We start from the raw sequence: 19,951 nt of genomic DNA on the forward strand, positions 1-19,951 counted from the left end.
CAAACACCGATACGGAATCTAGATGGACGACGACAACACGCTTGATCTTTTCACCGAGCCGCCGCCTCCGGAAGGCGACTTCCTGACGCTCGGCAATTACGCGGAACGCGCGTACCTCGACTACGCGGTGAGCGTGGTCAAGGGCCGCGCGCTGCCGGATGTATGCGACGGCCAGAAGCCGGTGCAGCGCCGCATCCTGTACGCGATGAACGAGATGGGCCTCGGCGACAACGCGAAGCCGGTCAAGTCGGCGCGCGTGGTCGGCGACGTGCTCGGCAAGTATCACCCGCACGGCGACCAGTCGGCATACGACGCGCTGGTGCGTCTCGCCCAAGATTTTTCGATGCGCTATCCGCTGATCGACGGCCAGGGCAACTTCGGTTCGCGCGACGGCGACGGCGCGGCGGCGATGCGCTACACCGAGGCGCGTCTCACGCCGATCGCCAAACTGCTGCTCGACGAGATCGACCAGGGCACGGTCGATTTCATGCCGAACTACGACGGCTCGTCACAGGAACCGAGGCTGTTGCCCGGCCGCCTGCCGTTCGTGTTGCTGAACGGCGCCTCCGGCATTGCGGTGGGACTCGCGACGGAAATCCCCTCGCACAATCTGCGCGAAGTCGCGGCGGCGGCGGTTGCGATGATCCGCAATCCGAAGATCCAGCACGCCGAGTTGATGCAGCACATCGCCGGGCCCGACTTCCCCGGCGGCGGCCAGATCATTTCGAGCGAAGCCGAAATTTCCGCCGCCTATGAAACCGGCCGCGGCAGCCTGAAGGTGCGCGCCCGCTGGAAGATCGAGGAACTCGCGCGCGGGCAGTGGCAACTCGTGATCACCGAACTGCCGCCGAATACGGCCACGCAGAAGGTGCTCGAGGAAATCGAAGAACAGACCAACCCGAAAATCAAGCTCGGCAAGAAGGCGCTCACGCCCGAACAACTTCAGACCAGGCAGACCATGCTCGGCTTGCTCGACGCGGTGCGCGACGAGTCGGGCCGCGATGCGCCGGTGCGCCTGGTCTTCGAGCCGAAGTCGAGCCGCATCGATCAGACGGAGTTCGTCAATTCACTGCTCGCGCATACCAGCCTCGAATCGAATGCGTCGCTCAACATGGTGATGGTGGGCGGCGACGGCCGGCCGCGTCAGAAGGGCTTGAGCGAAGTCCTGCACGAGTGGATCGCGTTCCGCTTCGCGACGGTCACGCGCCGCACGCGTCATCGTTTGCAAAAGGTCGACGACCGGATTCACATCCTCGAAGGCCGGATGATCGTCTTTTTGAACATCGACAAAGTCATCCGCATCATTCGTGAATCCGACGAACCGAAGGTCGCGTTGATGGCCGCGTTCGGCTTGTCCGATCGCCAGGCCGAGGACATTCTCGAAATCCGCTTGCGTCAATTGGCGCGGCTCGAGAAGATCAAGATCGAAAAGGAACTGTCCGAGTTGCGCGACGAGAAGGCCAGGCTCGAGGAACTGCTCGGCAGTGAATCGGCAATGAAGCGCCTGCTCATCAGGGAAATCGAAGCCGACGCGAAGCAATACGGCGACGAGCGCCGCACGCTGATCCAGCAGGAAAAGCGCGCGACGTTCGAAGCGCGCGTGGTCGACGAACCGGTTACCGTGGTGGTGTCGCAGAAGGGTTGGGTGCGCGCGCTGAAGGGCCACGGCCTGGACACGGCCGGCTTCACGTTCAAGGCCGGCGACGGTCTTTATGCGGCGTTCCAATGCCGCACGCCGGATACGCTGGTCGCGTGGGGCAGCAATGGCCGCGTGTATTCGGTGGCGGTGGCGCTGCTGCCGGGCGGCCGGGGCGACGGCGTGCCGGTCACGTCGTTGATCGAACTCGAGTCCGGCAGCCATCTGATGCATTACTACGCGGCTGCCGCGGATCAGGCGCTGCTGCTCGCGTCGAGCAATGGCTTTGGCTTTATCGCCAGGGTCGGCGATATGGTGAGCCGCGTGAAGGCGGGCAAGTCGTTCATGACGATCGACGCCGGCGCCGCGCCGCTCGCACCGATGCCGATGCTGCCGGACGCCACGCACATAGCGTGTCTATCGTCGGGCGGGCGTGTGCTGGTGTTCGGTCTCGACGAAATGAAGACGCTCTCGGGCGGCGGACGCGGCGTCACGCTGATGGGGCTCGACGACAAGGAAACGCTGTCGCAGGCGCTGGCGATCAACCATGCGGGTGTCATGCTGATTGGTACGCGCCGCGGCGGCCGTCTCGACGAAGAGAAGCTGAGCGGGGCGGCGCTCACACCGCATATCGGCAAGCGGGCGCGCAAGGGGCGCACGCCCGAGAGCAAGCTGAAGCTCGAGGGAATGCGTCCGGTGCTGGCCGCGTGACATAAGCGCGTGACGTAACGTAAAACGCAGCGCGAAACGCGGCGTAAAACGCAGCAACGCGGCGCGCGCCACGACACATCGAGCGCGCGCCGTGCGCAGTGGAATTTCGAGGGCAACGCGTCGCCGTATCGCGGCGCGCTGCATTAAAACTAGAAAGAATGTCAGAACGCCATCGGCGCAGGAACTGCACACATAGCGTGCGGTCGAACGCGCTCAGTAGCCGCTGCTAATAGCATTCGGCATAAGCGGTATGGCGTCGTCGGCAGAGGAAAACAACATGAACAAGGCTATCGAACTCGCGCTCTTTCTGCATCTGCTCGCGGTTGCAGTGTGGGTCGGCGGAATGGTGTTCGCACATTTCTGTTTGCGTCCGGCCATTGCCGATCTATCGCCGCAATTGCGCCTGCCTCTGTGGGAATCGGTGTTCGGCCGCTTCTTCAACTGGGTCGCCGCGTCGGTGCTGGTGATTCTCCTCACGGGCGGTTTCCTGCTGATGCAATTCGGCGGCGGTCGCGCAACCTGGCCGCTGCATGCAATGGCCGGCATCGGCATCGTGATGATGCTGATCTTCGGCCACATCCGCTTCGCTGTGTTTCCGCGCATTCGTCGCGCGGTGCAGGCGCAAAAATGGCCGGACGGCGCGCAGGCGGTCGGCACGATCCGGCGCCTCGTGCTGATCAATATCGTGCTGGGCGTGGTGACGATCGGCGTCGCGGTGCTCTCGCGCGGATTCTGAGCGGCGCGGCCGCCGCGGCCGCCGCTGCCTCAGTGCAGCGCGCCGTGGGCAAGCCACAAGCCACACGCCGCGGCCACCGTGCCGTACACCGCGTACACCGGCAGCTTGAGCTTCGCGAAGCAGATGCCGGAGAAGAGCGCGGTCAGCAGATAAACCGGTTCGAGCGGTACACGTACCGCGATGCGCAACACGGCCACCGCGAGGAACGCCGTCGTGACCGCGCGCAAGATCCGCATGCCATGCTCGAAACGCGGATTGGCCTTCAACTGATGCAGATGCCGTTGCGCCACCACCACGAGGCATCCCGACGGCACGAATAGCGCCAGCGTTGCAATCAGGGCGCCCGCCCAGCCGTCCACCAGATAGCCGAAGAACGGCACCACGTTCAGAAGCGGGCCAGGCGAAAGCGGCGACAGCGAAAACGCCAGGGTGAAGTCGTTATCCGATATGCCGATCGCCGGCGTGACGAACAAGGTCTTGAGCACGGGCAACGCCGAAAAGCCGCCGCCGAACAAGGTCATGCCGGCGCCGGCCAGCCGCGGCCACAGCAGCGCCAGTTCATAGCGATGCGGCAGCGGCAGCGCGAACAGCACCAGGAACACGGAGAGCGACGCCAGCACTTGCCAGTCGCCGCGTGCGAGCGACACGACAATGTGGCTATCGCGAACCGGGCTCGCGATCCAGCCCGTACCGAACGCCGCGCCGAGCATCAAGACGTAAGCGGCGGGACTGCGCGCATAGAAAAGCGCCACGCAACCCAGCACCGCCGCGCTCCATTCGAGCTTGCCGCGCACCAGCGCGCGCATCTGTTTGAACCAGGTGATCGCGATCAACGTGGCCAGCACCACGCTGAAGTGATTCAGCAAGATTTGCGACGAGGCGGCGCGCACGAGCGGCGTGCGATAGAAGATCGCGAACAGCGTCATCAGCGTGAAAAAAGGCAGCACGCTCGCGATGCCCGCCACCCACGCGCCGGCGCGTCCGCGCAGCGCGTGCCCGAGCTGCACGGCGACGTTGCAGCCCACCGGCCCCGGCACCATCCAGGCGAGCGCGATCAGGTCGGAGAAGGCGACGCGCGAGAGCCTGCCTTCACGTTCGACATAGTGGTTTTCGAGTTGCGCCATGAGCGCGAGTCCGCCCCATGACAACGCCGACAGGCCGAACACGACCCGAAATAGCGTCCATAGCGGTTCCCGGTTTCCTCGTCTCGCGGCATCTTGGCTCGTTATCGTCTGCATGGTGCCGCGGGGGCCTTGGTCAAGGACCCCCGCCCTGTTGAATCGTTGTTGTATTGATGCGGCCGGCTACGCGCGGTGACGCGCTACGCCGTGCATGTAGCGGTTCTACTGCGTTACGGCTCAGTTGCTGGTGCTCGGCACGCTGCTCGCGCTGTCGGTTGCATGCGCGGGGCGGCGTACCGTCTGGCCGCATACGCCGAAGCGTTCGAGCAGCGCCGCAATGGCGTCCACCGGCACCGGGCGCGAGAACAGGAAGCCCTGCGCCTCGATATGGCCGAGCGCGGCGAGCCATGCAATCTGCTCTTCGGTCTCCGTGCCTTCGACCACCACCGTCAGCCCGAGCGAGCGCGCCAGATTGACGATCGCGGTCACCATCACGCAGACGCTGCGGTCGCCCGGAATGGCCTGGATAAACGAGCGGTCCACTTTCAGCGTGTCCACGGAGAAGCGGTTCAGGTACGAGAGCGACGAATAGCCGGTGCCGAAGTCGTCGAGCGCGATTCGCACGCCGAGGCGCTTCAACGCGAAGATTTTCTCGGAGACGAGTTCGGGGTATTCCATCATCGCCGTTTCGGTGATCTCGAGTTCGAGGCGGCGCGCGGAGATGCCGCTTTCCTCGATGGCATGCGAGATGGTCTCGTACAGATCGCCGCGCCAGAATTGCACCGCCGAAATGTTCACCGCGAGCGACAGCGTGTCGTAGCCCTGTTGCTGCCACTGCGCGAGTTGACGGCACGCGGTCTCGATCACGAAGTCGCCGATCGGCACGATCAGGCCGGTCGATTCGGCAACCGGAATGAATTCGTTCGCCGGAATCAAACCATGCTGCGGATGATTCCAGCGCACCAGCGCCTCGAAGCCGGTAATGCAGCGGCGCGTGAGATCGATCTTCGGCTGATAGGCGAGAAACAGTTGCCCTTCGGCGAGCGCGACGCGCAGTTGCTGTTCCCACTTCATCAGATGGTCCGCGCGGTGTGACAGTTGCGGCGAATAGAACTGGTAGCAGTTCTTGCCCGCGTCCTTCGCGCTGTACATCGCGAGGTCGGCCTTTTTCAGCAGGTCGATCTCGCTTTCATTGGCGACCGAATAAAGCGCGATGCCGATGCTCGCATGCAGCACGAACGAACTGCCGCGCACCTCGAACGGCTTGGCGAACGCTTCGGCGGCGGCCTCGGCGAGCGCCACCGCGCGCTTCTCGACATCGTCGCCCTTGATCACGACGACGAACTCGTCGCCGCCGATACGGCTCAACGCGCCGCCCGAAGCGCCGCCGTCGCCGACCGCGGTGGCGAGTCGCGAGGCCGTCATTTGCAGCACGATGTCGCCGGCGTTGTGGCCGAGCGTGTCGTTGACGGTCTTGAAGTTGTCGAGGTCGATGAAGAGAATCGCGAGGCGGCCGAGATTGGCGGGCTGCGCCACGTCGTGCCGCAGCGTTTGCAGCGTGGCATAGCGGTTGCGCAGGCCGGTCAGCAGATCGTATTCGACCAGATGCGTCATCTCGCGCTCGCGGCCGAGCAGCTTGCCGATCAGACCCGTGGCCACCGCGAAGAAGCTCAGCATGGCGAGCGAGATGAAGCCCGCCATCAACAGATAGACGTTGCGCGTGTGGTTGTAGTCGGCGAATTCCTCGGCTTGCGAAAGGCCGACCAGCACGCCGAGCGGATAGCCGTCGATATGCCGGTACGACACGATGCGCGTGACGTTGTCGATCGAGTCGACGTAGGTGCCCGACACATGTTCCGAGGTCGGATACGAGCCGCTCGCCGAGAACGCGCCGTTGGCGGAGACGACGCTGCCGGTGCGCCGCGCGAGCACCGCGCCGTTGTCCGAGATCACGGCGATCACGCCTTCGCGTCCAATGGCCGCGTTGTTGTAGAAGTCGCTGGTGAAATAGCTCGGGTCCTCCGACACCACCACCACGCCCGCGAACGAGCCATCCGGATGATTCAGACGCCGGGTCATCTGCAAGGTCCAATGGCCGGACACGCGGCCGAGCACCGGTTTGCTGATGAACAACTGGTCGTCGTTTTCGTGTTCGTGGACCTTGAAGTGTTCGCGGTCCGACAGGTCGATGCGCTTGGGGTTGAGCTCGGCCGTGTTTGCAATCAACGTGCCGTGTTCATCGATCAGCGACACCTGCACCAGGGTCTCGCTTTGCACCACGCCTTTTTCGACCGTGCTCGCGAGATCGAAGCTATGTGGGGTTTTCTCGAACTCGTATTTGACGAAGCGGGTGATCTGATCGACCTGGTGAATCGCCTTCACGGTGTGCTGTTCGAGCGCCGCCGAGAGAATCGCGGCGGAGGCCATCGCCTCACGATACGTGGCTTCTTTTTCGACCGACAGGCGCGCGAAGATCACGGTCCACAGCAAAATCAGCACCAGCACGCCTAGCGCGGGAATGGCGAGCAGCGCGCGGCGGCGCGACACCGCGGGGTCGCGCCGAGGTTTGGTTTCGGTGTGGTCGGAGAAGCGGGATTTGCTCATTGCGCGGCCCGTGCAAGGCTGCCGGCCGTTTGCGAACGCGCGGACATCGACTGCGCTGATTTCATGGTTGGCTGCATGGTCACCAAGGCGCCGGGACTGCTGCGCAGGAAGAAGGGGCGTGGCGTCGTGCCTGACCATCCGCAGGTCGTCGGGAACGTTTCGATATTACTTAATGCCACTGGATTAAGGAAGCTTCCTCGCATCGGGTATACGCGCGCCGGGCAGGTCGTTTTCCCCGGCTGGACGCCTGGCCGGCTTGCTCGGCTCAAGGGCAGCCGCCCAGCGGTCATGTTCGGGCATTTCATCGGATCGGGTGTTCCGGCGTTTCAGATATTCAGGGTATTGGCACGCATCTGGCAAGCCTTTCATGATGCGAAGCGCATTAGTCGTGCAAACGATGTGGCGTTTGTGGTCAGGGCGCGGCGGCGGCGCGCCGAACCTGGATGCTCGAAGCCTCGCGCCTTGCGCACAGTCCACGAGCGTCGCGGCCCGCGCCGTTCATCCCAGGCGGCACGTGCCATCGACGATCGTGGCTGAGGAGCCGCCGATCCATGTCTTGCCGTTTGCGTCGTCGTAGTGCACCGACACCTTGCCCGCGCGGCCCAGCACGGTGCCCTGGCGAGCGGTATAGCGCGTGCCAGGGCGCAACTGCTGGGCGCTCAGCAAGCCGGCGAGCGCGGCATTGGCGCTGCCTGTCACCGGATCCTCGCCGACGCCGAAGCTGCCGCCCGCCATCAGGCAGCGCACCTCGAAGGTGGCCGGATCGCCTACCTCGTGCGGGCCGTAGACGGCGACGCCGTGGGTATCGACCGAATGCACGATCTCGGCGAGCGCGGCGGCGTCGGGTTCGAGCGCGAGGCAATCGCGCGCCGATTTGAGGCGCACCACGAGCCACGGCGCACCATTGTCGACCGCGCAGGGCGGTGCGCTGAAGTCGATCGCATTGCTACGCAAGGCCGCGGACAACGCGGCGTAGCGCGCCTCGGCAAGCGGCGTGACGCGCGCGGGCGGCGCGGCAAAGGCCCAGGCGCTGTTGTCCTCGCCGGCCGATCCGGCTAGCGCCTTCAATTCGACGAGCCCCACGCCGCATTGCTGCACCAGCTTGCCGGCCTGCTTCGGCTGATAGCCGCTTTCGAGCAGCGCATGCGCGGAGCCGAGCGTCGGATGGCCGGCGAACGGCAGTTCGCCCTGCGTGGTGAAGATCCGCACGCGATAGTCGGCGGCCGGGTCTGTCGGTTTCAACAGGAAGGTCGTTTCGGAGAGATTGGTCCAGTGCGCGATGGCTTGCATCTGGTCCGCGTCGAGCGCATCGGCATCGAACACGACGGCGAGCGGATTGCCTTTGAACGGCACCGACGTGAACACGTCGACCTGTTTGAAGCGAACGGTGTTGAGGAGCATCGGGCGCGATCCGGCGAAGCCGGCAGATGGCTATGGTTCGCGGATTCTATCCGTTGATGAAGGAACGATCCACCTCGCCACAAATGCGGAACGCGCCGCGGGTGGCCACCACCTCGCGACGCGTTTTTTTACAGCTTGTCCGATGGGCCGGCTACCGGTCCGAGCCGGTTTTCTTATGCCGTCCGGCCGGTCGAGCGTTTACTCCACTTCGGCGATCATCTCGATCTCGACGCATGCGCCAAGCGGAATCTGCGCCACGCCGAATGCCGAGCGCGCATGCTTGCCGCGCTCGCCGAACACGTCGGCGATCAATTCAGACGCGCCGTTGGTGACGAGATGCTGCTCGGTGAATTCCAGCGTCGAGTTGACGAGGCTCATCAGCTTGACGATGCGCGTGACGCGATTCAGATCGCCGACGTGCGCGTGCAGGGTGGCGAGCAGGTCGACGGCGATCGAGCGTGCCGCGGCCTTGCCTTCCTCGGTGCTGAGCGTGGCGCCGAGCTTGCCGGCCCATACCTTGCCGTCTTTCTTCGCGATGTGCCCGGACAGGTACACCGTGTTGCCGCTTTGCGCGCTCATCACATAGGCCGCTGCCGGCGCGCCCGCGCTCGGCAATTCAATGCCCAGTTCCTTGAGCTTGTCGTACACATTCGTTTGAGCCATGTCGTGTCCTTGTTCGGTAGTGGAATCGGGTAACGCGGGAGGCGCGGCCTCCGGTTGTTTAGATCTTCGCGCGGATCAGCGCGGCGAGACGCGACACGCCTTCGTCGATTCGTGCCGGCGGCACCGTGACGAAGGACAGACGCAGCGTATTGTGCTGCGCCTCGTTTGCAAAGAACGGACCACCCGGCACGAACGCGACGTTCTGCGCGACGGCTTCCGCCAGCAGCTTCATGCTGTCGATTTGCGCGGGCAGATTCACCCAGATGAACATGCCGCCTTCCGGACGGTTCCAGCTCACGCCCTCGGGCATATAGCGTTCGAGCGACGCGAGCATGGCCGCGCATTGAGCGCGATACAGCTCGCGAATGGTGGGCACATGCGTGTCGAGGAAGCCGTCCTTGATCACTTCGTACACGATGCGCTGCGTGAAGCTCGGCGTGTGAAGATCGGTGGCCTGCTTGGCCTGCACGAGTTTGAAGATCAACTCTTCGGGCGCGATGATGTAGCCGACCCGCAGACCCGGCGCCAGCACCTTCGAGAACGAACCGAGGTGGACGATATGGTCCGGCGCCATCGACAGCATGGTGGGCAGCGGCTCGCCCGCGTAGTCGAGCGCGCCGTAGGGATCGTCTTCGATCACCGGGAACGGCGCGGTCTTCGCGAACTCGGCGAGCGCGCGGCGGCGTTCCACCGGCAGGCGGCGGCCCGTCGGATTCTGGAAGTTCGGCTGCGCGTACAACAGGCGCGCTCCGGCGGTCAGTTCGGGCGTGAGCGTTTCGGGGATCAGGCCTTGTTCGTCGGTCGGCACCTGCACGTAGCGCGGCTCGTACATCGAGAACGATTGCAGCGCGCCGAGGTAGGTCGGCGTTTCGACCAGCACCGGGCTGTCCGGGCACACCAGCACCTTGCCGAGCAGATCCAGCGCTTGCTGCGAGCCGGTCGTGATCAGCACCTGCGTGGGACGAATCTGCGCGCCGTTCACCGAATAGCGCCGCGCGACCCATTCACGCAACGGCAGATAGCCCTCCGTCGCGCTGTATTGCAGCGCCGCGGCGGGCGCGTCGCGCAGAATGCGGTCGGACGCTTCGCGCATGCGTTCGGCCGGGAAGGTGGCCGGCGAGGGCAGGCCGCCCGCGAACGAAATGACTTCGGGCCGTTCCGTGACCTTCAGGATCTCGCGGATCGCCGAGCTCGTGAGCTTGCGTGCGCGCTCGGACAGTTGCCACGTGGGGGCTTTCAAGTCGCTTTGGTCCATGGTTTCCTCTGCTGGTGTCTCTGGAACCGTTCAAAACTTCGATTATCGCGCGAGTCGACGACCCGCGCGCGCTGCTTATGCAAGGGTCCGCGGACCGTCGGGCGTGTCGAACTCCGCGCTCAACGCCGGCGCGCCGTCGGTCGGCCGCAGTTCGATCAGATGCGCCGCGCCCAGCCAACGCAACTGCGCCGCCACCGTGTCGGCCTGGGGATGCGCGGCTTTCAGGGCCTTCAACGCAATGCCGGTTTCCGGCAAGACCGCCGACGGATGCCGCGGCGTATCCCATTGGATCAGCGAGGGCAGCACGCCGTCGCCCGCGCTTTGCCAGCCGGGGAACGCGCCGTCGTCGGGCACGGACAGGCCCCATGTGAAATCGCCGCGCGTCATCGGCACGATCGGCGGAATGCGCTGCGGATACTGCGCTTGCCACGTCGAAAGGCGTTTCGGCCGATCGACCCGAGCGACCCAGTGCGACAGGTACGGCCCTTTTTCGAGCCGCGCGTGGGTCGCCGGGTCGTCGAGGGCGAACAGGCGGGCGCGCGGCGCGGCGCCGTCGGCGGGTTCGGCGGCCTGCGGATCGGCTGCGATCACCTCCAGGTACACGCCGCCCCACAGGTTCAACAGGCGGTTGTGCGTGCGCATCAGCGGATGCGCGCCGCCGCCGGACGGTGCGATGCCGAGCGTGTCGGCGACGTACTGCGTGCCCTCGTCGAGGGTACGGGCGGAAATCACGAGATGGTCGAGCTGGAGCGGATGAGCAGTCATGACGGATCGAGCAACGGTTTTCTGCGGTGAGCCGGAGCGGGCCGGGTGTGGCGGTGGCGCTGCCGGGGTCGTAAGCATAACCGTTTGCCGGATCGGCGGGCCATGCGGATGGGGTTCGGAGCCGCCCGGACCTGATCGGCCCGCGAGCGGTGGTGTGCCGCGAAGTGTCGTTGCAGCCGCTCCGGTCATCCTTCTTTCATCTCGAATGTAGCGGCGCTGACCTGCACAGTAACGGTACAATCGCTTCGATACTATTCGGTACAGTTGGAGCTCGTCATGTCCGTCCCGCTTGCCCAGATTCCCGCCCCGCACGACACCGCCTCGCTGACGCTGGTCGAGCAGCTCGTGCAGTGGGCCCGCCGCCGCATCGAGGAGCGCGTGTTCCGCCCCGGCATGCGCATGCCGTCGATCCGCAAGCTCGCGCTCGACAAAGGCGTGTCGCGCTTCACCGTGGTGGAGGCCTACGAGCGGCTGGTGGCGCAAGGGTTTCTGGAGTCGCGGCGCGGTTCCGGCTTCTACGTGCGCGAGCGGCTCGCCGGCGCGGCATCCGCCGAGATTCACCGGATCGCCGAAGCCGCGCCCGCGCCGGCCACGATCGACGTCGTCTGGCTGCTGCGCAATATGCTGCATACCGGCGCGCGCCCCGAGCGCAGTCCGGGGCTGGGCTATCTGCCGGCACGCTGGCTCGACGGCGACCTGATCACCAACGCGCTGCGCACGTTGGGCCGGCAGAGCGGCGCGCAGATGCTCGGCATCGGCACGCCGCAGGGGTTTTTGCCGTTGCGCCAGCAGTTGCAGACGCGGCTGGAGGAGCTGGAGATCGGCGCGTCGCCCGACCAGATCGTGATGGTGTCCGGCATCACGCAGGCGATCGACCTGATTTCGCGCATCTACGTGAAGGCGGGCGATGCGGTGATCGTCGGCGATCCGGCCTGGTTCCAGATGTTCGGGCGCTTCGCGTCGCAGGGCGCGCGGCTCGTCGGCATGCCGTATACGCCGGACGGCCCCGACCTCGACGCGCTCGAATCGCTGGTGCAAACCTGGCGGCCGAAGATGCTGGTGATCAATTCGGTGCTGCAGAACCCGACCGGCACGTCGCTCACGGCGGCGCAGGCGTTTCGCATCCTGCGCCTCGCCGAAGCCTATGACTTCATCGTCGTCGAGGACGATATTTACGGCGATCTCTGCCCGCCGAGTTATCCCGGCACGCGCCTCGCGAGCCTCGATCAGCTCAAGCGCGTGATCTATCTCGGCAGCTTTTCGAAGACGCTCGCGCCGAATCTGCGCGTCGGTTTCATCGCGTGCGCGCCGGAGGTGGCGCGGGCGGTCAGCGATCAGAAGATGCTGGTCGGCATGACGAGCCCCGAGCTGAACGAGCGCGTGCTCTACAAGATCCTCACCGAAGGCCATTACCGGCGGCATGTGGAGCGCTTGCGCGCGCGGCTCGACGGGGTGCGAGAAAAGTCGGTGCGGATGCTGGAGAAGACCGGCCTGAAGCTATTCCTCACGCCCACCGCGGGCATGTTTTTGTGGGCCGACACCGGCGTGGACGCCGGCGCGCTGGCCGCCGCCGGCCACGAAGCCGGTTTTCTGCTGACGCCGGGGAGCCTTTTTTCGCCGCAGCAGTCGCCCACGACGTGGATGCGCTTCAATATCGCCAACTGCGGCGATCCCGAACTGGCGACCTTTCTGTGCCGCTATCTCGACGGCGTCGCGCGCCGCGCCTCTTGAAACCGCGCCGGGTCGCCCCCAGCTAGACGGACGATCCGGCGGCCGGCGCCCCCAGGCGTTGCTGGTTTCGCGCCACGCCCGACCCGAACCCCATTCGCAACAGAGAGGAAGTCCGACCATGGCACAAGAAACCATGAGCTTTCAGGCAGAAGTGAAACAGCTTCTGCACCTGATGATCCATTCGCTGTACAGCAACAAGGAGATCTTTCTGCGCGAGCTGATTTCGAACGCGTCCGACGCGGCCGACAAGCTGCGCTTCGAAGCGATCGAAAACAACGCGCTGTACGAGAGCGATCCGAATCTGCGCATTCGCGTCTCGTACGACAAGGCCGCGCGCACCGTCACGATCGACGACAACGGCATCGGCATGAGCCGCGACGAAGCGATCGCGCACCTCGGCACGATCGCGCGCTCGGGCACCAAGGAATTCTTCGGCAAGCTCTCCGGCGACCAGCAGAAAGACGCGGCGCTGATCGGCCAGTTCGGCGTGGGCTTCTATTCGGGCTTCATCGTCGCGGACAAGATCACGGTGGAAACGCGCCGCGCCGGTTTGCCGGCCGCCGAGGGCGTGCGCTGGCAAAGCGCGGGCGAGGGCGATTTCGCCGTCGAGCAGATCGAACGCGCCGCGCGCGGCACGACCATCACGCTGCATCTGCGTGCCGATGAAGACGAACTGCTGTCGTCGCCTCGTCTGAAGTCGATCATTCAGCGGTATTCGGATCACGTCGCGCTGCCGATCCTGATGAAGAAGGAAGAATGGGACGCGGAAAAGAGCGAGATGGTCACGAAGGACGAGGACGAGACCGTCAATCAGGCGAGCGCGCTCTGGACCCGTTCGAAGAACGACATCACCGACGAGCAGTACAAGCTGTTCTATCAGCACCTCTCGCACGATCATCAGGATCCGCTCACGTGGACGCATAACCGCGTCGAGGGCCGCAGCGAGTACACGCAATTGCTGTACGTGCCGAGCCACGCGCCATTCGACATGTGGAACCGCGATCATCGCGGCGGTCTGAAGCTGTACGTGAAGCGCGTGTTCATCATGGACGACGCGGAGCAACTGCTGCCCGCCTATCTGCGGTTCGTGAAGGGCGTGGTCGATTCGAGCGATCTGCCGCTCAACGTGTCGCGCGAAATCCTGCAGGAAAGCCGCGACGTGAAGGCGATCCGCGAGGGCGTGACCAAGCGCGCGCTGTCGATGCTCGAGGATCTGGCCCATTCGGATAACGACGCCGATAAGGAAAAATACGCCGGCTTCTGGAAGGAATTCGGCCAGGTGCTGAAGGAAGGCGTCGGCGAGGACTTCGCCAACCGCGAGCGCGTTGCGAAGCTCCTGCGCTTCGCGTCGACGCATACCGAGTCGCCGGAGCAGACCGTGTCGCTCGCCGATTACGTCGCGCGCATGAAGCCCGAGCAAACCAAGATCTACTACGTGACCGCCGACACCTGGCAGGCCGCGACCCATAGCCCGCATCTCGAAGTGTTCCGCAAGAAGGGCGTGGAAGTCTTGCTGCTGACCGATCGCGTGGACGAGTGGATGCTGTCGTTCCTCAACGAATTCGACGGCAAGCCGCTGCAAAGCGTCGCGCGCGGCGATCTCGATCTGGGCGCGTTGAACGACGAGGAAAAGCAGGCGCAGGAGAAGGTCGGCGAGGAGTTCAAGCCGCTCGTCGAGAAGATGAAGGAAGCGCTCAAGGACAAGGCCAAGGACGTGCGCCTGACGTTCCGCCTGACCGATTCGCCCTCATGCCTCGTCGCCGACGACGGCGAAATGAGCGGCTACCTGCAACGCATGCTGAAGGCCGCGGGGCAGCAAGCGCCGTCGTTCCATCCGATTCTCGAAGTGAATCCCGAGCATGCGCTGGTGAAGGGCTTGCAGGCGGACGGCGCGAATTTCGACGACTGGTGTCATCTGCTGTTCGACCAGGCCTTGCTGGCCGAAGGCGGTGCGCTGGAAGATCCGGCGAGCTTCGTGAAGCGCACCAATGCGTTGTTGCTGGCGCGCGCGAGTTGAGGGTGCGCCGGGGGCGTCGTATTTGACGCTTCGTGGTTGAAAATGGGTTGAAGAAATGCGCTGCCGCGGCAGCGCATTTTTTTTGGCCGCGATTGTTGGCTGCGACCGCGATTTACTTCTTGCCCATCAACGTATCCATCGTCTCGCCCCGCACGACGATCTCCGTGCGACGGTTCAGCGCGCGTCCTTCGGCCGTATCGTTGCTCGCCACCGGATCGTTGTAGGCGTTGCCCTTGGTACGGATGCGGTCGATCGGCACGCCGCGGTCCACCAGTTCGTGACCCACGGCGGTCGCCCGCGCTTCGGAAAGCTGCTGGTTGTATTCGAGGGTGCCGACGTTATCGGTGTATCCCTCGACGATGATCGGCTTCTTGCTGCGCTTGAGCAGAACAGCCGAGCGATCGACGACCGCCTGGGCATCGCCGCGCACTTCCGACTTGCCGAACTCGAACAGCGCGGTTTCGGGCAGCTTGACCGCGACGCCGCTCGCGACCGGCGCCACCTCGATGCCGACCGCCTTGTTCAGCGAGGTTTCGTGATCGCGGTCCAACCGGGATGCGCAACCCGTTACGAGCAGAACCGACATCGCGCAAGCCGTTGCGCTCAGGAATGGTTTCATCTTTTTCATCTCATCTCCTCTTCATGATCCGGTCACATGGCGTGCCCTTCGATCTCGGGCGAACCGCCGAGCTTGTCAAGCACGACGGTTTTATCGCGCGTCGTTGCTGACCGAGAATCGGAACTGTCCGAAACCGACGATCTCGTCGAGGCGCGTCACCGCACGCGTAGTCGTCGATGAAACTTGCTGCAGGAAGATCGGCGAGGCCAAGCCATCCCCGTACAGTCGCGCCGCTATAATCCGACACCATGTCCATCCGTTTCGATGCCGCCGACGCCCACTGGCGCGTCGCTCCTTTAGCCGGCCTGAGTGCCGATCAGAAAGACTGGCTGACCCGTGGCGGTTCACTGACCGCGCATCTGCGCGCGCTCGGCGCGGTCGCGGTGCGCGTCACACGCGAAGGCGTCGCCTTGCCGTGGGCCGACGAGCATGCCGCGCTCGGTCTCGCGCCGCGCGCGCCGGTGTGGGTGCGGGAAGTGGTGCTGTCGGTCGACGGCGTGCCGTTCGTCGCGGCGCATAGCGTCGCGCCGCTCGCCGCGAGCGTCGGCGTGTGGCAGGCGACGCGGCGCTTGCGTACGCGGCCGCTCGCGGAGTTGCTCTACAGCGATAGCAGCGTCGCGCGTTCGTCGCTGGTGAGCCGCAGATTGACCGCGCGTCATCCGTTGTACCGGTTGGCGGTGCGTGAAGTTGCAGGCCGCCCGCCGCATGCGCTGGTCGCGCGCCGCTCGGTGTTCGAGCGTCAGGGCGCGCCGCTGATGGTGACCGAATGCATGTTGCCCGCGCTGTGGGCGCATCTGGCCGCGTTGGCCGCGTCGTCTGCGTGGTCCGATTCTGCCGAGGCGGGCGAGCGGTCCGCAGCCGTTCCGCGCGCGGCGCATCCGCGCGTGCGCGAACATGGCCGTTCGCTCGAACACACCGCTTCGCTCGCGCATCCGGCGGCGCGCGCGTCCGACGAACGGAGCCGCTGATGCTGCAAGGCTTTCCTCCCGTCGTCGCAGCGGACACGCATACGCTGATTCTCGGCAGCTTTCCCGGCGAAGCGTCGCTCGCGGCGACGCAGTATTACGCGCATCCGCGCAATCAGTTCTGGCGGCTGCTGGGCACCGTACTCGAAGAACCGCTCGCCGAACTCGCCTACGAAGAGCGGCTGCGACGCGTGCTCGCCCACGGCATCGGCGTGTGGGACGTGCTGGCCGCGTGCCATCGCGAGGGCAGTCTGGATGCGGCGATTCGCAACGCGCAACCGAACGACTTCGCTTCGCTGCGCGAGCACGCGCCGCTGTTGAAGAAGGTGTGCTTCAACGGCAAGACGGCGGGCCGCTTTGCGCCGGTGATCGGCGCGGCGGGTTACACGACGCTCGTCCTGCCTTCGTCGAGTCCGGCGAATGCTATGCTCTCGTTCGACCAAAAATTGCGTCTTTGGCGCGACATCCTTACATGACGAAATTGATCAAGCGCGCTTCCGCTGAAGCGCGTGCCTTCCGCAATCGGGACGCGGACGCCGCCGGCGATAAACACCATCAACACCACGCACTGCGCAACAACAGAAAACGCGCGTCACGCGACGACGACCTGCGCGACGCGCCGCAAATCGAAGCGCCGCGCAAGCCGCGTTTCGCGCCGGTCACGTTCTCGGAAGAAGGCGGCGTGCGCTTCCTGCATTTCGGCACGGAATGGGTGCAAGGCGCGATGCGTCTGCGCAAGCCGGATCACATCGAACTCGAATACGCGCAGCAGATGATGGCCTGGCTGCTGTTCATCGAAACGCCGAAGCGCATCGTCCAGCTCGGGCTCGGCGCCGCGGCGCTGACCAAGTTCGCGTACCGCTTTCTGAAGCGCGCGAAGGTCGAGGCAGTCGAATTGAACCCCGCTGTGGTGGTGGCCGCGCGCACGATGTTCGAGTTGCCGCACGACGATGCGCGCCTCACCGTGCACGAAGCGGACGCGTGGGACTTCGTCAACGACGGCGCCAATCACGGCACGATCGGCGCGTTGCAAATCGACGTCTACGATGCGACCGCGCGGGGTCCGGTGCTGGATAGCGTCGGCTTCTATCGTGCGGTGCGCGCGTGTCTGACCGAGGCCGGCGTGGTGACGGTGAACCTGTTCGGCGACCACCCGAGCTTCGTGCGCAACATGAAGCGCCTGAACGAAGCCTTCGACGGCCGCGTGGTCGCGCTGCCGGAAGTGCATGACGGCAATCGCATCGCGATCGCGTTTTCGGGCCCGGCGCTGGAGGTGCCGTTCGCGGCGCTGCAGGCGCGCGCGAGACTGATCGAAGCGGAACTCGGTTTGCCGGCGCGCAAGTGGATCAAGGGTCTACAGGAATCGTCCGGGCAGACAGGCGCCTCGTTCTCTATCTGATCGGCAGGCGCAGCGGCAGCGGCGAATCGCAATCCGCCCGTTGCGCCCGCGCGACGGTCGCCGCCATCCGGTGGCGCGCATCGAGCAACCGGCGTGCCGCACGGCGGGTCGTCGGCGGCGCTCGCTGTCGGGCCTATCGGGGCCATCGCGGCCCTCGCTGCACCCGCGGTCCTCGTTACGGCGGTCGCCTGAGACGGCCGCCCTGCACGCATCAACCGTCTGCGCCCTCGGCGCATCAACGCTTTTCACCCTCGCCGAAACCCCGATCCCGCCTCGGGTCGCCCCTGCTTGACCACACCTTTGCGGCTCCTATACTCTTTCGAGGCTTTCGGGGTGCCCGTGGCCATCCGCGGGGCGACCCTCCGCGGGAGAGCCGCCACCCGTCAAACACGGACCAACATTTCAATAATAGGGAAGAGGAGACGTCATGGCTCACGACGCCGACGCGAACAAGGCCAGCAAGCACTGGCTCTGGTTGCTGCTGTTGCCCTGGATCGCGATGATCTGGGTGCCGTCATACAACAAGGTCGAACCGCAACTGTTCGAGTTTCCGTTCTTCTACTGGTATCAGCTCCTGTGGGTGCTGATCAGCGCGGTCATCACGGCGCTCGTGTACTTCAAGACCAAGACCCGTTCGACGGGCGGCTCGCAAGGAGGCGCACGCTAATGAACGCGATCGCAACTTTCGTCTTCGTGCTGTTTTTCATCGGCGTCACGATCCTCGGTTTTGTCGCGGCTCACTGGCGGCGCGGCGATCTCGCCCATCTGGAAGAGTGGGGCCTCGGCGGGCGGCGCTTCGGCACCATCGTCACGTGGTTTCTGCTGGGTGGCGACCTGTACACGGCCTACACCTTCATCGCGGTGCCGGCACTGGTGTTCGGCGCGGGCGCGACCGGCTTCTTCGCGCTGCCCTACACGATCCTGATCTATCCGTTCGCGTTCGTCGTGTTCCCGAAACTGTGGAGCATCGCCAAGCGCCAGGGCTATGTGACATCGGCGGACTTCGTCTCGGCGCGCTACGGCAGCCGCATGCTCGCGCTGGCGGTCGCGGTCACGGGCATTCTCGCGACCATGCCGTACATCGCGCTGCAACTGGTCGGTATCGAAGTGGTGATCGGCGCGCTCGGCTTCGACACGCAGGGCTTCGTCGGCGATCTGCCGCTCATCATCGCGTTCGCGATCCTCGCGGCGTACACGTACACCTCGGGCTTGCGCGCGCCGGCCATGATCGCGGTGGTCAAGGACATCCTGATCTACGTCACGATCTTTGCCGCGGTCATCGTGATTCCGCCGCAACTGGGCGGCTTCGGCCATATCTTCAGCACGGTGCCGCCGGCCAAGCTGCTGCTGACGGCGCCGGACGTATCGAGCCTGAACGGCTACAGCGCCTACGCGACGCTCGCGGTGGGCTCGGCGCTCGCGCTGTTCCTGTATCCGCACTCGATCACCGCGGTGCTGTCGTCGAATTCGGGCAACACGATCCGCCGCAACATGGCGATGCTGCCGGCCTACTCGCTGGTGCTCGGCCTGCTCGCGCTGCTCGGCTTCATGGCGCTCGCCTCGGGCGTGAAGGACATGCCGGAATTCGCGCCGTACTTCAAGGCGTTCGGCCCGAACTTCGCGGTGCCGGCGTTGTTCCTGCACTTCTTTCCGTCGTGGTTCGTCGGCGTGGCGTTCGCGGCGATCGGCATCGGCGCGCTGGTGCCGGCGGCGATCATGTCGATCGCGGCAGCCAACCTGTACACGCGCAACATCCATAAGGAGTTCGTCAACCGCAACATGACGCACGACCAGGAGACCAATGTCGCGAAGCTGGTCTCGCTGATCGTCAAGGTCGGCGCGGTGGCGTTCATTCTCGGCCTGCCGCTCACCTACGCGATCCAGTTGCAACTGCTGGGCGGCATCTGGATCATCCAGACGCTGCCGGCGATCGTGCTGGGTCTGTACACGCGCGTGCTCGACTATCGCGGCCTGCTGGCCGGTTGGGCGGCCGGCATCGCAACCGGTACGTGGATGGCGATTTCGCTGAAGCTGGCGAGTTCGATCTTCACGATCCACCTGTTCGGCATGGCGATTCCGGGTTATGCGGCGGTGTGGTCGCTGGTCGTGAACCTGGTGGTGTCGGTGCTGGTGAGCCTGCTGGTGCGCGCATTGGGCATGCAGCGCGCCGAAGATCGCACGCGTCCCGAGGATTATCTGGACGTGGTGGAAAACTAAGCCGCGCGCCTGTTCGGCAAGTGGAAGGCGCAACGCCCGCAGACGAAAGTTTGCGGGCGTTTGTCTTCCGGGCGCACTCCAGGGCACGATAGCGGGACCGTCCTTCAACAC

17 protein-coding genes are annotated in these 19,951 nt (G+C 65.0%); 10 read left to right on the plus strand and 7 right to left on the minus strand.

From position 1 onward, the window contains the following. Positions 1-22 precede the first annotated feature (22 nt). The gene (gene parC, locus ACOCG7_RS16700) at positions 23-2,347 is read left to right on the plus strand and encodes a DNA topoisomerase IV subunit A (RefSeq protein WP_114162079.1); all 2,325 of its coding nucleotides are present in this window, start codon (positions 23-25) and stop codon (positions 2,345-2,347) included. A gap of 277 nt (positions 2,348-2,624) precedes the next feature. Beyond that, positions 2,625-3,083 carry a CopD family protein gene (locus ACOCG7_RS16705; protein WP_073429580.1) on the plus strand — a complete coding sequence of 153 codons (459 nt, stop codon included), beginning with the start codon at positions 2,625-2,627 and terminating at the stop codon, positions 3,081-3,083. A 29-nt stretch (positions 3,084-3,112) separates the two neighbouring features. Here the strand turns inward: ACOCG7_RS16705 and ACOCG7_RS16710 are convergent, their stop codons facing one another. Both ACOCG7_RS16710 and ACOCG7_RS16715 read right to left on the minus strand, forming a co-directional pair. Continuing rightward, positions 3,113-4,321 carry a chromate transporter gene (locus ACOCG7_RS16710; RefSeq protein ID WP_083085281.1) on the minus strand — a complete coding sequence of 403 codons (1,209 nt, stop codon included), beginning with the start codon at positions 4,319-4,321 and terminating at the stop codon, positions 3,113-3,115. A gap of 120 nt (positions 4,322-4,441) precedes the next feature. Beyond that, on the minus strand, positions 4,442-6,808 hold the full coding sequence (locus tag ACOCG7_RS16715) for a bifunctional diguanylate cyclase/phosphodiesterase (protein ID WP_073429480.1): 2,367 nt from the start codon (positions 6,806-6,808) through the stop codon (positions 4,442-4,444). A gap of 75 nt (positions 6,809-6,883) precedes the next feature. Between ACOCG7_RS16715 and ACOCG7_RS16720 the strand changes: the two genes are divergently transcribed. Continuing rightward, positions 6,884-7,345 carry a hypothetical protein gene (locus tag ACOCG7_RS16720; protein WP_152035330.1) on the plus strand — a complete coding sequence of 154 codons (462 nt, stop codon included), beginning with the start codon at positions 6,884-6,886 and terminating at the stop codon, positions 7,343-7,345. Here ACOCG7_RS16720 and ACOCG7_RS16725 read toward each other — a convergent pair. The 4 genes from ACOCG7_RS16725 to ACOCG7_RS16740 form a co-directional block, all read right to left on the minus strand. Further along, positions 7,307-8,209, minus strand: coding sequence for a PhzF family phenazine biosynthesis protein (locus ACOCG7_RS16725; RefSeq protein ID WP_114162080.1), 903 nt, complete (start codon positions 8,207-8,209; stop codon positions 7,307-7,309). The genes ACOCG7_RS16720 and ACOCG7_RS16725 overlap by 39 nt on opposite strands. A 198-nt stretch (positions 8,210-8,407) precedes the next feature. After that, the gene (locus tag ACOCG7_RS16730; protein WP_114162081.1) at positions 8,408-8,872 is read right to left on the minus strand and encodes a RidA family protein; all 465 of its coding nucleotides are present in this window, start codon (positions 8,870-8,872) and stop codon (positions 8,408-8,410) included. A gap of 58 nt (positions 8,873-8,930) precedes the next feature. After that, positions 8,931-10,127: a PLP-dependent aminotransferase family protein gene (locus ACOCG7_RS16735; RefSeq protein WP_073429483.1), complete on the minus strand. Its 1,197-nt coding sequence runs from the start codon at positions 10,125-10,127 to the stop codon at positions 8,931-8,933. Between the two features lie 75 nt (positions 10,128-10,202). Continuing rightward, positions 10,203-10,892 (minus strand): VOC family protein, encoded by a 690-nt coding sequence (locus tag ACOCG7_RS16740; protein WP_114162082.1) that lies wholly within the window; start codon positions 10,890-10,892, stop codon positions 10,203-10,205. Between the two features lie 276 nt (positions 10,893-11,168). Here ACOCG7_RS16740 and ACOCG7_RS16745 point away from each other — a divergent pair, with 276 nt between their 5' ends. Both ACOCG7_RS16745 and htpG read left to right on the plus strand, forming a co-directional pair. Beyond that, positions 11,169-12,623, plus strand: coding sequence for a PLP-dependent aminotransferase family protein (locus ACOCG7_RS16745; protein ID WP_073429485.1), 1,455 nt, complete (start codon positions 11,169-11,171; stop codon positions 12,621-12,623). A 118-nt stretch (positions 12,624-12,741) separates the two neighbouring features. After that, positions 12,742-14,640 (plus strand): molecular chaperone HtpG, encoded by a 1,899-nt coding sequence (gene htpG / locus ACOCG7_RS16750; RefSeq protein ID WP_114162083.1) that lies wholly within the window; start codon positions 12,742-12,744, stop codon positions 14,638-14,640. Positions 14,641-14,752: 112 nt separating this feature from the next. Here htpG and ACOCG7_RS16755 read toward each other — a convergent pair whose 3' ends face one another. Then, positions 14,753-15,259, minus strand: a complete 507-nt coding sequence (locus ACOCG7_RS16755) for an OmpA family protein (protein ID WP_114163436.1) — start codon at positions 15,257-15,259, stop codon at positions 14,753-14,755. Positions 15,260-15,507: 248 nt separating this feature from the next. Between ACOCG7_RS16755 and ACOCG7_RS16760 the strand changes: the two genes are divergently transcribed. The 5 genes from ACOCG7_RS16760 (at position 15,508) to mctP (ending at position 19,840) form a co-directional block, all read left to right on the plus strand. Next, positions 15,508-16,227 carry a chorismate--pyruvate lyase family protein gene (locus ACOCG7_RS16760; RefSeq protein WP_114162084.1) on the plus strand — a complete coding sequence of 240 codons (720 nt, stop codon included), beginning with the start codon at positions 15,508-15,510 and terminating at the stop codon, positions 16,225-16,227. Further along, complete coding sequence (locus ACOCG7_RS16765) at positions 16,227-16,700, plus strand: DNA-deoxyinosine glycosylase (protein ID WP_114162085.1); 474 nt, start codon at positions 16,227-16,229, stop codon at positions 16,698-16,700. Before ACOCG7_RS16760 ends, ACOCG7_RS16765 begins: the two co-directional genes overlap by 1 nt. Next, positions 16,697-17,623, plus strand: coding sequence for a spermidine synthase (locus ACOCG7_RS16770; RefSeq protein WP_114162086.1), 927 nt, complete (start codon positions 16,697-16,699; stop codon positions 17,621-17,623). The genes ACOCG7_RS16765 and ACOCG7_RS16770 overlap by 4 nt, the downstream gene beginning before the upstream one ends. 427 nt (positions 17,624-18,050) lie before the next feature. Further along, entirely contained in the window at positions 18,051-18,290 is a 240-nt protein-coding gene (locus ACOCG7_RS16775) for a DUF3311 domain-containing protein (RefSeq protein ID WP_073429490.1), read from the plus strand. After that, positions 18,290-19,840, plus strand: a complete 1,551-nt coding sequence (gene mctP, locus ACOCG7_RS16780) for a monocarboxylate uptake permease MctP (RefSeq protein ID WP_114162087.1) — start codon at positions 18,290-18,292, stop codon at positions 19,838-19,840. The genes ACOCG7_RS16775 and mctP overlap by 1 nt, the downstream gene beginning before the upstream one ends. Positions 19,841-19,951: the final 111 nt, after the last annotated feature.

Origin of the sequence: Paraburkholderia sp. DD10, assembly GCF_049177125.1 — a bacterium.
Lineage (GTDB): Bacteria > Pseudomonadota > Gammaproteobacteria > Burkholderiales > Burkholderiaceae > Paraburkholderia > Paraburkholderia terricola.

What these genes read in the sequence shown, in the direction of transcription:
- parC (WP_114162079.1), top strand. Translation starts at nt 23, where the DNA reads ATGGACGACGACAACACGCTTGATCTTTTCACCGAGCCGCCGCCTCCG.
- ACOCG7_RS16705 (WP_073429580.1), top strand. Translation starts at nt 2,625, where the DNA reads ATGAACAAGGCTATCGAACTCGCGCTCTTTCTGCATCTGCTCGCGGTT.
- ACOCG7_RS16710 (WP_083085281.1), bottom strand. Translation starts at nt 4,321, where the DNA reads ATGCAGACGATAACGAGCCAAGATGCCGCGAGACGAGGAAACCGGGAA.
- ACOCG7_RS16715 (WP_073429480.1), bottom strand. Translation starts at nt 6,808, where the DNA reads ATGAGCAAATCCCGCTTCTCCGACCACACCGAAACCAAACCTCGGCGC.
- ACOCG7_RS16720 (WP_152035330.1), top strand. Translation starts at nt 6,884, where the DNA reads ATGGTCACCAAGGCGCCGGGACTGCTGCGCAGGAAGAAGGGGCGTGGC.
- ACOCG7_RS16725 (WP_114162080.1), bottom strand. Translation starts at nt 8,209, where the DNA reads ATGCTCCTCAACACCGTTCGCTTCAAACAGGTCGACGTGTTCACGTCG.
- ACOCG7_RS16730 (WP_114162081.1), bottom strand. Translation starts at nt 8,872, where the DNA reads ATGGCTCAAACGAATGTGTACGACAAGCTCAAGGAACTGGGCATTGAA.
- ACOCG7_RS16735 (WP_073429483.1), bottom strand. Translation starts at nt 10,127, where the DNA reads ATGGACCAAAGCGACTTGAAAGCCCCCACGTGGCAACTGTCCGAGCGC.
- ACOCG7_RS16740 (WP_114162082.1), bottom strand. Translation starts at nt 10,892, where the DNA reads ATGACTGCTCATCCGCTCCAGCTCGACCATCTCGTGATTTCCGCCCGT.
- ACOCG7_RS16745 (WP_073429485.1), top strand. Translation starts at nt 11,169, where the DNA reads ATGTCCGTCCCGCTTGCCCAGATTCCCGCCCCGCACGACACCGCCTCG.
- htpG (WP_114162083.1), top strand. Translation starts at nt 12,742, where the DNA reads ATGGCACAAGAAACCATGAGCTTTCAGGCAGAAGTGAAACAGCTTCTG.
- ACOCG7_RS16755 (WP_114163436.1), bottom strand. Translation starts at nt 15,259, where the DNA reads ATGAAACCATTCCTGAGCGCAACGGCTTGCGCGATGTCGGTTCTGCTC.
- ACOCG7_RS16760 (WP_114162084.1), top strand. Translation starts at nt 15,508, where the DNA reads ATGTCCATCCGTTTCGATGCCGCCGACGCCCACTGGCGCGTCGCTCCT.
- ACOCG7_RS16765 (WP_114162085.1), top strand. Translation starts at nt 16,227, where the DNA reads ATGCTGCAAGGCTTTCCTCCCGTCGTCGCAGCGGACACGCATACGCTG.
- ACOCG7_RS16770 (WP_114162086.1), top strand. Translation starts at nt 16,697, where the DNA reads ATGACGAAATTGATCAAGCGCGCTTCCGCTGAAGCGCGTGCCTTCCGC.
- ACOCG7_RS16775 (WP_073429490.1), top strand. Translation starts at nt 18,051, where the DNA reads ATGGCTCACGACGCCGACGCGAACAAGGCCAGCAAGCACTGGCTCTGG.
- mctP (WP_114162087.1), top strand. Translation starts at nt 18,290, where the DNA reads ATGAACGCGATCGCAACTTTCGTCTTCGTGCTGTTTTTCATCGGCGTC.